We start from the raw sequence: 12,991 nt of genomic DNA, 5'->3' as shown, positions 1-12,991 counted from the left end.
ATCAATTATGCATCGCACTTAATAATACCTTGGCTCAGAAAGTAATATATTCTCTGAATGCCTGAATAAGCTGATTAGGTCTGTTAGCATAATAAACTTTCAAGTCTTCTTGATCTACGCAATGCATAAAATGGTAATGAGCTATTATGGAATAAATAGACCATAATTTCTTAGCTAATATAAACCCTTTCAGCAGTTGTTTTTTTGTACCAAATTCAAGCCAATTTTCAATACAAGCCTCTTGAAGTTTCTGGTAAATTCGATCACCTTCTTTTACACCATGATGAATGATCGCTGTATAAAGAAAATTATGTAAGGAAAAGAATGGATGTGTAATGGCTATTTCCCCTAAATCAATGAAGGTCAATTCATTCGTATCAGGATTAATCAAAATATTATTAGTGTTGAAATCAGGCTGTACTATTGTGCTTTTGATTGAGTATTGAGAGAGTAATTCACATTCTTCTGCTATTTGTGGGCTTAAATCCTGTAATATTTGCAACTCTTCATCCGTCATACCCTCTGTCTTTAAAAACGCCGCTTTATTGATTATTTCATTGTAAAGTTTGGGTAGTTTGTGCAATCGCCAATCAGGAATATCCAAGGCGAGAAAAAGCTCGACAGCATTTTCTGTAGTTCGTTGAATTGCTGTAAACTGCTTAATGGACTGATATAAATATTCGAGATTAAACTCCGTTTTTAAATATGCTCGCAGGTTTTGTCCCGCATCTTCCATGAGAAAACAATGCAAGTCATCATTGACGGCTATTATATGAGGTACACTAGCCTGAAATTGCTCCCCTAATAGTCGGATGATTTTTGCTTCTTGGGATAAGAGAGGTGCCGGTTGTTTTAGATAGACGCAGCCTTTTGCGGTCGGAAACCGGAACACATTAGACCAAGGGGTTTCAAGCATTAGTTCAGGTAAATGTTGTTGTGAATAACCTTTGGAGCTCAAACAATCAGTTGCCCATTTGAGAATAGATGCATGATTTTTCATTTTACTCTCGTTAAATTATGGCAAGGAATCAACTGGAAAATAAACATGTTCAGCCCTAATTTTAGGGGTTCTACCCAATTTTATAATCTTTAACACACAAAACATTAAACCGTCCTGTATTTTTTATTTTCGCTATTTCATTCTATGTTCAAGCATTATTATTCTTTTATGAGCGTTCGCTTCACAGATGTTCCTCCAATCCAGCTATTACTTAAGTATTTATAAAGAAAAAGGGTTTTTATTGTTATGATCAAACCTATTTCAATTTCTGATTAACAGGTGAAAATCATAGAGAATTGCTCCACCCATAATGAATATGGTTGGCAGCTCAAAATGAAGCCAATATGGAAGCCCACTTCTCATAGCCTAACATATTTAAATGCAAACCATCTTCAGTAAATTGCGGATTAAGTCCTTCTTGTGTATTTGCTAATGTTGGATTCAAGTCTAGAAATCTGATTTTTTTTACTTGAGCATAATTTTTAAGTAAGGCATTAAGGGCTTTAACCTTTTGATTGGCGGAAGGACATCCTTTTTTCAAATTATTATTACACTGCAATGTTGATTGAATAATTACTTCAAGGGAATAATTTTGAAGGGTTTCGATAATGTTTTTGTAGTTCTCAAATATTTTGTCAACTGATACGCTGGTAAAACAATCATTGACTCCTAGCATAATAAATACGCGACTAGCATTTATTTTTGGCAATGTGTTTAATCGAGACAAAACCGCAGCCGTTGTATCAGCACTAACTCCTCTATTAATTATATCTTGAGTAGAAAACAAATCATTCCATGGGCCAAGATAAGTAATTGAATCACCCAACATGATTGTTGATCCGGTTAGAGTAGAGTTTTCATATAAGCGCATGACCTCTTCCCGGGTGAATGAATTGCAGGATGTACTAATTATAAAAAAAATGAACAGATTGACAAAGATTTTTTTCATTGGTCTTCCTTATGAGTTTGACAACTCTTGCCTCCATAGCATTCATTTTTGACATAGAACTTTAAGAATTAGGTGTATTTTTGCTTAATTAAGGAATTCTTGCCTATTTTAGGGAAATTCAGGACTAAACCACATAATAATAATTTTCCTTTAATTTTTTCAATACTTACATTGTACTATTTAATTTCAATTTCACGTTTTCATAAGAGCCAGATCATATGATATTTCCTCAACTTTTACTTCTTTTTGAGCATCCACATTGAAAAATAAAATGTTATTGTGATGACGTTTCACTGTAGAACGATGGGCAATACTAATGATTGTGGTGTTTGGCAGAAGTTTTTTAATTCCACGATAAATTAATTCCTCCAGGTCTTCATCTAAAGAAGCTGTTGCTTCATCCAAAAATACCCAATCCGGTTTTCTTAATAAAACCCGAGCAAAGGCAATGCGCTGTTGTTCGCCCAAAGACTTAAAGCCGACTCGCTCATCCAGGTTGTTTACCAAGTGTCCCAAATTTACTGCTTTTAGGGCTGCAACCATCTCCTCATTAGAATAAGAACCTTCTGCATCTGGATAAAAAAGTACTTTTCTTAAAATATCATCCGGAAGTGTAGGCTTTTGCGGTAAGAAATAGATAGAATCCAGGCTTTTGGGAATTATAATTTCTCCTTCTCCAGCCAACCAGGTTCCAGCTATTGCTTTAAAAAGACTGCTTTTTCCTGTTCCTGAAGGTGCCTGAATTAAGGTGTGCACACCTGGGGAAAATTTTAAATTCATCCCTTTAATGATTAATTCGTTATTATGATGCAAGGAGATATCGAGGTTTTTTACCACCAGATGCTTATCCTCCCTGTCAATGGTACGAATTATCTTCTGTGTAGATGCATGTTCAGGATGTCCATCCAGGATCTTTTGCAAGGTGATAATACGCTCCAAACTTGTTTTAAATTTATTAATGGTTTCAAAGGAATTAATAAACCAGTTTAAAGAACGGGTCATCATCGAAAAATAATATCCAACAGAATAAAACAAATCCAGAGTGATCAAATCATTAAAATATAAAGGTGCTGCAGCAATAAAAGGAACGATTGCCTGAAAAATTCCATTAAACACATTATAGGTAACGGTTCCATTTTGAATTAACAGCCGGTTTGAGGTTTTTATGGTTAGTTCGTCTATTTCTCGCTCAAGCCTGGATTGATAATAGTTTTCTGCATGCTCAATTGCTATTTCTTCAGCGCAGGTTTTTAATTGCTGAAGATCTGCTCTTAAGCTGGATTGGGTTTTGATCTCTTCATTAGTCGATGCTCCTAATGATTTATTTATAAAATAACCTATGAGCGACGTTGCCGTACCTATTAAAAGAGCAACCAAGACCAAATATCCCGGAATTAATACGTTTGCTCCCACAAAAATTAATGGCAGTGCACTTCCTGTTAAACATAAGAGTGTGGTGTATATGGCAAAATTTGAAAAATTATCAATAAAACCTATAGATAAATCGAGTGAAGATTCAACCACTTTATCAATGTCTTCCTGAATCCGTTGTTCTGGGTTATCAATTTCTGGATAAAGTCTTGAGATCTCAAGGTAATTAGTCTTGCTTCTTAGGTACTGGTGAAGCACTTTTTTTGTTAACCAGGATCGCCAATCGACGTATAATTTATTTTTTAAAAAAAGAGCTAGATAATTAAATCCAGCCATTGCGGCCGCAAATAAAAGTCCTGAACCGACCCCGATTAATAAAAGAGTTAAATTCTTGGCAAGAAAAGCACCATATATATAAGGAAAACACCACCAGCCCAGGAAAAAACCACAGGCAATTACTGTCGATACACTTAGAATACTTCCTGAAAACAAGAGCCAGGCATCACGCTTGCGATTGGAATACAAAAAATATTCAGACAAAAACTGTAAACTTTTTTTGAAATAAGCATAAGTTGATGTATTTGAATTTGACATATTTAAGCATACATAAAAAGTTGGTCATGAATAAAATAATGCGCACTAGCACCCTACTTCTTTTACCGGTAAATTATCCTGCTCAAGTTGATACTCAATAATATCTCCCGGCTGGCAGTCTAAATAAGAGCAAATTGCGTCAAGAGTCGAAAAACGTATCGCTTTTGCTTTACCGTTCTTTAGGATAGATAAGTTTGCTTCGGTAATACCTATGGCTTCGGCTAATTCCTTGAGTCGACATTTTCGCTTGGCCATTATGACATCTAAATTAACAATAATTGACACGAGAGTACCCCTTAAATTGTTAATTGAGATTCTGTTTTTAACTGGTTTGCCTCTTTAAGTATCCAGGATGCAACCAAAATAATAAATGCAGTAATCAATGTGGAAACATTTGTTGTTCCAAGAGTAATACTTGCTAATCGCTCCCCTACCGGATTATTAAAAGTCAATGCTGCGGTAATCAGTGGTTGATAAATCAACTGGATCAATTCCCCGAGTATCATGTAAATACTTACGCCTTTAATTAACCTGATATTTTCCTCTTCAAACAAGTTTCCTTTTTCGTATAAATAAAACAATTGTGCCAGTTTTTTAAAAATCATAAGGGTTATGGATAAAGGCATGCATTGAATGACTAGAATAACTAATCGATGTGCCAGTGAATAATGATGAGAAGGAGTTACGATATGGGTGGTTGAGAAAATAGAAGACCAAAAGCCTATATGGAGCAGAAACTCCATTTTAAAAAGAATAAGGTAGGCAGTTGTTAATGGCAGGAACCAACATAGGGTTTTAAAAAGAATATGTAATATATGACTTGTTATTTGTATTTTTTTCATAAAACCATTCCGTAATTTTTTAAGGAATTATAAAGGATAATTATCGTTTTTCAATATATATTTATTGATTTACCTAATTTTGGTAATTGCTCCTACTGATTTTTTAACATCTTCATAGGCTGTATCCCTTAAAACATCTCCATGCGCACTAATAAGGTGTTTAAATTTCAATTTTAATAAACAATCAAAATCACCTTGAGTAACTCCAGTGGCATTAAGCCAAATAGGCGAAATCCTTGCTTTTGAAATTTCTCCTTGGGATATGGCCCGGATTGCTGTTTCCTCATTAAAAAAAGAATCTATTTCTACCCAATTTTTAATACTGTCGCAGGTGATAATAATTCCATCCTGTCTTTCTATATAGATGTAACCTTCTGCAGGACATGAATTTTTGAACTTAAAGAAGCAGCCGTTTGGGATCGGGAGTTTGTCTTTATCATGCAAATAGTGAACAGGATGAGATATTTCTCCCGACTGCACGCTCCAGTACTGAGCTTTATACTTATCTAAATAAAATTCATCATCCCTTCCATGAAACGCTCCGATGCTAATGATATGTTTCACAGTACCCAAATTATTTAGACCTTGTAGCCCTTTCTCATTCAATCGCACCGTGTTAATTAAGGTGAGATTATTGTTGGAAGCAATAATGGTCATATTCCTGCTGTGTTGAATCTTTTTATCTTCAAAACAAGTTATGTTTGTACCACGTACCACATAGATATTTTCAAAGGCATTAATAATATCTCCATGAGGCCATACAGGAGAGTATTTCGACATGATCTGACTCCTTCGCTTAATAACGGGGATAATACTCAAACATCAGCAGCTATACTATAAAATAGAACAAGGATCTCCGAACGAGAGCTAATATGCTATTTAATTTAGGCAAGGAAGCTACATTAATGCTGTTGGAGGGAACTAAAAATGCTATTCCCTTTAATATTGTATTTGCTTCCTTGATTGTCCTCATTTTCCTATATAATCGGGTACCAATTTCACTCACCATAGGTTGGTATTTGGGAATTCTATTGATTAGCATGGTTAGATGGTTTTTTTGCAGACAAAATATTAACAACCATCTCTTTAAAGTAAACAAAAAAAACCTCCTGATTAAGTTTCTACTACTTACCCTATCTATGGGAGTTGCTTGGGGTATTTGTTATTTAATCTCATTGACTTATGTAAGTGTACTCTATGAGTTTATTATTATACTTGTATTTGGTGGCTTGAGTGCCGGTTCAATTGCTTTCCTTTCCGTGTATTTACCCGCTTATTATGCTTATGTTTTCCCTATGTTTATTCCCGTTATCATTTACAATTATTTGGTTTTTAATATGGGTAGAACCATTTTTGCAACCATGTTTATTTTGTTTATTCTGATGCTTCTTCTTTCTGCAATAATGAATAAGAAATTATTGGATAAAACATTCCAGTTATCTCAGGACAAAGAAACACTGATCTATGAATTACAAATTACCTCAATCACTGATCCGTTAACCGGCTTATATAATCGAAGGCATTTTGAAGTCTTACTCCCACAAGAGCTCAGACGAGCTAAACGCAATCAATATCCCTTAAATCTTATATCTATAGATATAGATAACTTCAAACTGATTAATGATAATTTTGGACATCCCAGTGGGGATAAGGTTTTAGTAAGTCTGGGGAGCTTACTCACTCATATCTGCAAGCGGGCTAATGATACGATCTTTCGCCTCGGCGGTGACGAGTTTGCTGCGATTCTTGTCAATCAACCTCTTGGTGAGGCAGTGCATATTTGCCATAAAATCAATAATTTATTTAAAAGAAATTTACTGAATGATTTCAATAGTAAAGAACTGGCAATTCTCAATCAAGTTACATTAAGTATGGGGATTGTAAATATTCATTTTAACAGTTCGTATAATATGGAAACAGTGATCAATGTTGCTGATAAGGCCTTATACCAAGCTAAAAAAAACGGTAAAAACCAAATAGTAATTGAACAAATTCATTAAGACTCGATTTCAGTTAAATGGACATGTATACCCCCTCTCACCCTTTACAAATCAATTCGTTTTTTATTGGCTCCAAGATTTACTAAATATTTATCAATTCGAAAAAATTAAAATAAAGGTTATTTTTTAATATAGTTAAAATTGAGTACTTGCAAAACAAATAGGTTAATATAAGATACTTGATATGAAACAATAAGTGTATGAATTTAAATCAATTTCAATTGATACAAAAGAGGGGTTTATGATTCAAGTAAATGTTTGGCTCTCTACAACGCAAGTTCTTGGCAAACGTATTAAAAACCGTTTTTTTGGTCCTTTACTGGCCTCTGATGCACGAGGTGAAAATATTGGACATGCCAGTTTTTTTATGGAACTCAATGAGCGTTCACAAGGGTATGCAAAATTAGCTGACAAATCTACTCCATTATCCGTTCAAAAAAGTCTTAGTTATGTGCCCCAACTAGTTGAAGGTCAATCAGGCAAATATTATAAACGTATGCCACTTAAAAGCCTTCAGGTAACTCATAGTTTCTGGCCAAATCATACCCTCTCAAGAAGACAATTAGCCCAGGATTTCTTTAGTTTTTTACATCTTGCTCCCAAAAGCAAAGGGGTTAAGCCTGAACTGTCTCATCATGACACCGATATGATTAGGGAATCAATGGGGGATTCAACATTCCCTATTGAGCATCCCCCCTATCAGGATTTCAGAAAAAAAATCGACGAAGAAAAAAGGGAGAACCTTGATAAAACCGTTGAAATTTGGAATCTGGATGGGGATTTGGATACTAAAAAAAACATTGATGCACAGCTCGCCCGATTAACCTCAAAACAAGAATTTTTGATTATTTCACGAGATAAGTTGATTAATACGTATCAAACAAAACTGGATTTACTAAAAAAGACCAGGGATGAGTTAGCCAGCAATTTGAGCCAAAACACCAGCAAGGTTATTTTCCATGCTAAAAAAATTAGATATTTAAAGAGAATTTCAAACCCTGATGAAAAAACCTTTACTGAAATGATGCAGGCTATTCTAGAGCTTAAGGAGTTGAAAAAAGAGCAAGTACAATTGCGACAAAAATTACCTGCTCTTGAATCAAAAATAGCTAGAATAGAAAAATCTTATCAAAAGAAAATGGAAAAACATCAAGAGGAAATAAAGCAAACAAATAATGAAATCAGCTTACTGAACATTCAGCTTGCCCAGCTTGACGAGAAATTAAAAGACATAGATGAAAGTAAGATTGAAACATTAAAAGCAGAAGTTTCTAAGCGGGCAGACTTTCTTTCGCGTCAGGAAAATTTATTAAAGGATACAAACAAGACTAATGGACGCCATCCAGACCACATCGTCAGTCTCCCAACTAGCGATAGTGGTTTACACTACCATATTAATGAGTTGGCAGTGATCGAAGCCATGGAAAAGGAAGGCAATAGAAATTATTCTATGATCAGAAATAACTGTGCGAAAAGTGTCAAACGCTGTTTATTGGCAGGTATCGAGCATTTAAGAAAGGAATTAAAGGCAAATGGTGTGCCTAATAGTTTTTTCAAATTTGAAGCTATTGAAACAACTAATGGAGTTCATAATTGGGCAAGAACATTAGAACGTGAGCTGATTAAATTAAACATGAAGCACACTGCAAATAAAACAGCAATGTGGGTGGAGGTGAATCCAGAAAATACCATCTCCTATATACCCCAAATTACCTGATCCCAAATGCCGTAACCAGGTTGCGGCATGAATTTCCTCTATCCTGGATGATTAACTCACTTTACTACTCTGCCCCAGATTCAAGAAAGTTCCATCAGGAATCAATTTTTTTCCTTAAAATATAGCTCGTATAACCCATAAAATTCTCGGGTACGGTAGCTACAACTTGATAACCCATTTTTTCATAGAAGCCTTTTGCCTGAAACTCCGCAGTATCAAGTTGGATCATATTGCAATGATTTTCTTTGGCAAAAACATCCAATTTTTCAAATAGCCTACGGCCCAGTCCCTTACCGCGATAGTGCTCATGTATCCAGACAGTAAATACCCGGCACATGGAACCAAACAAGTCCCCCTTAATACCCCCAAAAACCTCGGACTCATCATTTTTCGCATAAATTACAAAAGGTTTGGCTTCATATTTCCCGATAATGGATTCATTAAATTTTTTTAAATTTTCATAAATAATTTTAGAAATAATTTCATTTTCTTTAATATCAGTAACAATTTTAACCTGCTCATTCATCTTTATCTCCTTCAGCCTGCCATCCCTTTGTCCCAACTTATTATAGTTATAAAATAAAACGCTTTGCACTAAATGGCAGAGGATCAACGATTAGATCCTGTTGCGTCATCATTTCAGCAAGTAGACGGCCGGTAATTGGCCCTAAAGTCAAGCCATGGTGTGCATGCCCAAATGCAAACCAAAGTCCCTTATGCCGGGGAGCAGGCCCAATAATGGGAAGCATATCTGGTGTACATGGCCTACTTCCCATCCAGGGCGCTTCATCCAGCCGTGTAGTAATTGGGAAAAGTGTCCGTGCAATAGGTTCTACCATATCAAGTTGCGCCGGGGTCTTTTTTGAATCACGCGTTGCAAATTCAGCTCCTGTAGTGAGACGGATTCCTCGCGACATTGGGGCTAATAGAAAACCATTTTCAATATCAAGTACTGGATGAGAGAGACAGGCATGGTTTCGAACACCATAATGCATGTGGTACCCTCTTTTTACTGCAAGTGGAAACTTATAACCAAGTCGTGAACTTAGGATATCTGACCACGGTCCCAAGGCAATAACTGCAGAATCTGCTCTAATACTTCCCTGCTCTGTTTTAACTGTCCATTGATTCGATAAAGAAAAGGCATCGCCAAAAAAGAACTGCCCGCCCAGATGATCAAAGTATTCAGCATACGCTGTTACCAGTGCACCGGGGTCGCTTACCGCTTCTGAATCAGTATATCGAATGGCACTTAATAAAGAGTGATCGAGATCGGGCTCAATTTGTTGCAATGAGTGTGAGTCCAGAAATTCAAATTGCGTCCCGTACTCCCTTGTACATTTTTCAGCAAATTCTAGTTCGGTATCCTGTTTTTTGGGGGTCCTAAATACTTTAATCCACCCTCCGGAGCGCAATAAATGGCGAGCATCTGCAGCATCTGCAAGAAAATGATGTTCCTTTACACTATGTTTGATTAAGGTTTCATAGGAGCGTGCAATTTTAGCGTGGCGAAATGAGTTAGAATTAATCCAGTACTTCCACAAAAATGGTGCAAGTTTTAATATCGAGGTTGGATGATATCTCACGTCAGGAGCATTGTTTAAGGCATATTTAAGCAGAGAACCTATATCTCTTGGGAATGCATAGGGGTATACCCCTTCTCTTTGGATTAGACCGGCATTACCGAAAGAGGTCTCATTTCCCGGTGATTTCAAATCAATCAGCGCTACCGAACGTCCCCGCATTTGCAAGTGAATTGCAACCGACACCCCTATTATTCCACTGCCAAGCACAACAACATCAAACTCCATAAAACATCCGCTCCTATTATGTAGCACTTATGCTGAACTTATAACTTATTGAGTATATAAATCAAAGAGATAATTTTCTGAAAAAAACACCGAGTAAAACACCAGCACATGAACGCATGCTTTAAAAAAGGACAATTCCCAAGTAAGTTACGTACAAAAGGCCATTTAAAAATAAAAACTTTATTTTTATCCCCCGGCTTGTCATAGTAAATCTCAGCCAGGCGGTGCCAATGTATGTAATCAGAATGCCGGTAAGAACTATTCTGGATGGTTGCCAAGGGGTTAAAAGTATTCCCAATGCGGGTAGTAACGTTCCCTGAAATACCATTGCACCAGTGATATTACCAAACCCAAGGGTGTCTTGATTTTTCCGCACCCAGATCACGCTGTTTACTTTTTCTGGTAATTCAGTAGCTATAGGAATAATCAACAATGATAAAAGCAGTACCGGAACACCAATAGAATCTGCAACGGCATGGATTCCATGAATAAAGCCTTTTGCTCCTGCAACTAACAGAATTAATCCAATAAATAACTGGATGAGGATTGTTTTAAGGTTGGTTTTTACTCCCAGTTTCGTAATAAACAAGGGTTCAGATGTTATGACAGCATGCCCCGTTTTCACCAAGTCTTTAGAGGCGCTGAATGTTAGCAACAAATAAACCAAATAGAGAAAGATAAGGATAATGCTGAATAATATACGCATATAGTTTGGTTCAATAGGAAGAAACATCGCTAATGCACCTAGGGTGAACGCCACCAGGAAAAAATTCATGTCCCGCTGAAAGCCGGTACTTTCGGGTTTTATGTAACCATTTATACCGCGTTTTTTTATGATCGAAGAGGCCATGATAAAAGTGGATAAGGTGGATAGCATTAACGGGGCTCCCAAAATAGCCCCTACACTAATCTCTTCATTAATTTGACGATCAGAAGTGCCTGCAATGATTGCCAAAATCGGTACGGTGGTTTCTGGAAGTGCGGTAGAAATCGCTGCAAAAATAGAACCTGTAACACCAGTTGAAATATCTATCCGTTCACCGAAATATTCCAATGCATTAGAGAATAATTGTGCAGATATTAAAATAAGAATTAACATAAATAGTACTTCAAGCCACATATACATAGGTATCCTTCATAACTACAGTTAATTATTAGTTAAATGTCACAACATATAGGCCACTATTATCGAAATAGGTAAATTGAACTAAAACCTTTAATGATCTCTATAATCCAGGGTAACTAAAATACAAGGTCCGCCAGCTATAACATTAACATGGTGCTGCTTGCATAGCTCAATTGCTTTATCACTTTCCGCACCTGGCTGCATCCAGATATTTTTAATGCCCTTTTTAATTGCTTCTTCAACAACTTTTTCCGTAACTGGCGGTGGTGTAATAATGGAAATACTTTCTGCGTCAATAGGTAGATCATGCACAGAACGTATTACAGCTAATCCTTCTATTTGATCTTCCTGAGGATTTACCGGATATACTTTTTTTCCATTTTGTTGATAACAACGTAACACTTTATTACCGAATTTAGCGCGATTGGATGAGGCGCCAATCACCGCAAATGCTGGGGATTGTAAAAATGTCTCAATTGAATTATTAATCATAGTTTTTCAATATAAAAATTTGTCTTTTGTTTAGTTTAGCAGCGAATGGTAGTTCAGGGTATTTTTAAATGACTGTTCGATATAGTTATATGATATTAAAAGAATTTTGTTTCCTTAATGTTAGCAGATTTTTCTTTATGGTGTACAGATAGGTATATGCACTAAAGATAATATCAAAAAACGCTGATGAAAACTGGAAATCATGCCAATCATTCCTAATGGATTGAAAGTATACATATTCCTTGCAAGGTATCCTCTATCAATCCCGCAATATTTTTTCAACCTGGATTTTCAGTTTAAAAAAATGGGAGCCTTCCCAAAAAACTTTCTTACAAGATTGACACTGCATAAACGTATCGTAATATTTTTGCGCTAGTGTGGGGATATCTTTAATAATCTCGCCTTTTTCAACCTTTTTTAATAATCCATTGCAGGAGAGGCACCGAGTAAACGGATGACATTGTTTTTTTAACTGAAATTGCCGCACTACTTCCCTGATTTGTTCTTCAGGATCAGTATGGTGCATCCAATGACCGTGGGTGATATTTTTATTCTTCAAAATTCCCACATCCCGGGTTAAGACAATTCGGTGTTCTTTTATACTAAGTTGAATGATTTTTTCATCGGTTAAATTATTTTCATAAATCACGTCAAATCCGAGCAAGCGTAAATATCTTGCAAGTTTTCCCAGATGGACATCAAGAATGAAACGAGGTTTTCTTAAAGGCTGCGGTCGCAATTGGATTAATTCACTTACATCAAAAGCCTCGAAAACTGGATAGACAGAAATATCATCCTTGTCCTTGACAAGATAATTAAAATTAACTGATTTTCCGTTTACTAATATTATTTCAACCTCGGTATGCGGAATTCCAAGGGACTCAATAAGATCTTTTATCGAAGTTTGCTGAGCAAGGGTATGAATGAAATGCCTTTTACGCTTTTCAAGAGGTAGAAAATCATTTAATTCTTCATAAAACCGTAACTGGATAGAGATCATGGATTGAATTAAATTAAACGAATTGTTTAATTTATGGCATAAAAAGTAGGAAAATAGAAGAGGAAATCCATTTTCCTTGGCAAGCCTGC

At 36.0% G+C, this 12,991-nt stretch carries 13 protein-coding genes; 2 read left to right on the top strand and 11 right to left on the bottom strand.

Annotated elements, in window-relative coordinates:
• Positions 1-34: 34 nt before the first annotated feature.
• The 6 genes from KYQ_RS04670 to KYQ_RS04645 all read right to left on the bottom strand — a co-directional run bounded on the left by KYQ_RS04670 (position 35) and on the right by KYQ_RS04645 (position 5,536).
• The gene (locus KYQ_RS04670; protein WP_010653727.1) at positions 35-1,000 is read right to left on the bottom strand and encodes an aminoglycoside phosphotransferase family protein; all 966 of its coding nucleotides are present in this window, start codon (positions 998-1,000) and stop codon (positions 35-37) included.
• 328 nt (positions 1,001-1,328) lie between these two features.
• Positions 1,329-1,949 (bottom strand): GDSL-type esterase/lipase family protein, encoded by a 621-nt coding sequence (locus KYQ_RS04665; protein WP_010653728.1) that lies wholly within the window; start codon positions 1,947-1,949, stop codon positions 1,329-1,331.
• A gap of 192 nt (positions 1,950-2,141) precedes the next feature.
• Positions 2,142-3,914 carry an ABC transporter ATP-binding protein/permease gene (locus KYQ_RS04660; protein ID WP_010653729.1) on the bottom strand — a complete coding sequence of 591 codons (1,773 nt, stop codon included), beginning with the start codon at positions 3,912-3,914 and terminating at the stop codon, positions 2,142-2,144.
• A 45-nt stretch (positions 3,915-3,959) separates the two neighbouring features.
• Complete coding sequence (locus KYQ_RS04655) at positions 3,960-4,199, bottom strand: helix-turn-helix domain-containing protein (protein ID WP_010653730.1); 240 nt, start codon at positions 4,197-4,199, stop codon at positions 3,960-3,962.
• Between the two features lie 11 nt (positions 4,200-4,210).
• Positions 4,211-4,756, bottom strand: a complete 546-nt coding sequence (locus KYQ_RS04650; protein ID WP_010653731.1) for a DUF2975 domain-containing protein — start codon at positions 4,754-4,756, stop codon at positions 4,211-4,213.
• 69 nt (positions 4,757-4,825) lie between these two features.
• A complete protein-coding gene (locus KYQ_RS04645; RefSeq protein ID WP_010653732.1) occupies positions 4,826-5,536 on the bottom strand; it encodes a hypothetical protein in 711 nt (236 codons plus the stop codon).
• A gap of 92 nt (positions 5,537-5,628) precedes the next feature.
• Here KYQ_RS04645 and KYQ_RS04640 point away from each other — a divergent pair, with 92 nt between their 5' ends.
• Together KYQ_RS04640 and KYQ_RS04635 are read left to right on the top strand one after the other, a co-directional pair.
• Positions 5,629-6,756, top strand: a complete 1,128-nt coding sequence (locus KYQ_RS04640) for a GGDEF domain-containing protein (RefSeq protein WP_019349694.1) — start codon at positions 5,629-5,631, stop codon at positions 6,754-6,756.
• 241 nt (positions 6,757-6,997) lie between these two features.
• Positions 6,998-8,473 (top strand): coiled-coil domain-containing protein, encoded by a 1,476-nt coding sequence (locus KYQ_RS04635; protein ID WP_231294604.1) that lies wholly within the window; start codon positions 6,998-7,000, stop codon positions 8,471-8,473.
• A 94-nt stretch (positions 8,474-8,567) separates the two neighbouring features.
• Here the strand turns inward: KYQ_RS04635 and KYQ_RS04630 are convergent, their stop codons facing one another.
• From KYQ_RS04630 to KYQ_RS04610, 5 genes are all read right to left on the bottom strand, one after another.
• Positions 8,568-8,999, bottom strand: a complete 432-nt coding sequence (locus KYQ_RS04630) for a GNAT family N-acetyltransferase (protein ID WP_010653735.1) — start codon at positions 8,997-8,999, stop codon at positions 8,568-8,570.
• Positions 9,000-9,045: 46 nt separating this feature from the next.
• Entirely contained in the window at positions 9,046-10,284 is a 1,239-nt protein-coding gene (locus KYQ_RS04625; RefSeq protein ID WP_010653736.1) for an NAD(P)/FAD-dependent oxidoreductase, read from the bottom strand.
• 121 nt (positions 10,285-10,405) lie between these two features.
• Entirely contained in the window at positions 10,406-11,404 is a 999-nt protein-coding gene (locus KYQ_RS04620) for a sodium:calcium antiporter (protein ID WP_019349693.1), read from the bottom strand.
• Between the two features lie 96 nt (positions 11,405-11,500).
• Positions 11,501-11,902, bottom strand: a complete 402-nt coding sequence (locus KYQ_RS04615; protein ID WP_010653738.1) for a CoA-binding protein — start codon at positions 11,900-11,902, stop codon at positions 11,501-11,503.
• 259 nt (positions 11,903-12,161) lie between these two features.
• Positions 12,162-12,902: a Mut7-C RNAse domain-containing protein gene (locus KYQ_RS04610; RefSeq protein ID WP_231294603.1), complete on the bottom strand. Its 741-nt coding sequence runs from the start codon at positions 12,900-12,902 to the stop codon at positions 12,162-12,164.
• Between the last annotated feature and the right edge of the window lie 89 nt (positions 12,903-12,991).

The sequence above is a fragment of the Fluoribacter dumoffii NY 23 genome (assembly GCF_000236165.1).
GTDB classification, from domain to species: domain Bacteria; phylum Pseudomonadota; class Gammaproteobacteria; order Legionellales; family Legionellaceae; genus Legionella; species Legionella dumoffii.
The sequence above is the reverse complement of the archived record's forward strand: the minus strand, read 5'-3'. Positions and strand labels throughout refer to the sequence as shown.

Excerpts from the sequence above, each read along its gene's own strand:
- KYQ_RS04645 (WP_010653732.1), bottom strand. The coding sequence starts at position 5,536 with ATGTCGAAATACTCTCCTGTATGGCCTCATGGAGATATTATTAATGCC.
- KYQ_RS04635 (WP_231294604.1), top strand. The coding sequence starts at position 6,998 with ATGATTCAAGTAAATGTTTGGCTCTCTACAACGCAAGTTCTTGGCAAA.
- KYQ_RS04615 (WP_010653738.1), bottom strand. The coding sequence starts at position 11,902 with ATGATTAATAATTCAATTGAGACATTTTTACAATCCCCAGCATTTGCG.
- KYQ_RS04670 (WP_010653727.1), bottom strand. The coding sequence starts at position 1,000 with ATGAAAAATCATGCATCTATTCTCAAATGGGCAACTGATTGTTTGAGC.
- KYQ_RS04660 (WP_010653729.1), bottom strand. The coding sequence starts at position 3,914 with ATGTCAAATTCAAATACATCAACTTATGCTTATTTCAAAAAAAGTTTA.
- KYQ_RS04665 (WP_010653728.1), bottom strand. The coding sequence starts at position 1,949 with ATGAAAAAAATCTTTGTCAATCTGTTCATTTTTTTTATAATTAGTACA.
- KYQ_RS04625 (WP_010653736.1), bottom strand. The coding sequence starts at position 10,284 with ATGGAGTTTGATGTTGTTGTGCTTGGCAGTGGAATAATAGGGGTGTCG.
- KYQ_RS04640 (WP_019349694.1), top strand. The coding sequence starts at position 5,629 with ATGCTATTTAATTTAGGCAAGGAAGCTACATTAATGCTGTTGGAGGGA.
- KYQ_RS04630 (WP_010653735.1), bottom strand. The coding sequence starts at position 8,999 with ATGAATGAGCAGGTTAAAATTGTTACTGATATTAAAGAAAATGAAATT.
- KYQ_RS04610 (WP_231294603.1), bottom strand. The coding sequence starts at position 12,902 with ATGATCTCTATCCAGTTACGGTTTTATGAAGAATTAAATGATTTTCTA.
- KYQ_RS04620 (WP_019349693.1), bottom strand. The coding sequence starts at position 11,404 with ATGTGGCTTGAAGTACTATTTATGTTAATTCTTATTTTAATATCTGCA.
- KYQ_RS04650 (WP_010653731.1), bottom strand. The coding sequence starts at position 4,756 with ATGAAAAAAATACAAATAACAAGTCATATATTACATATTCTTTTTAAA.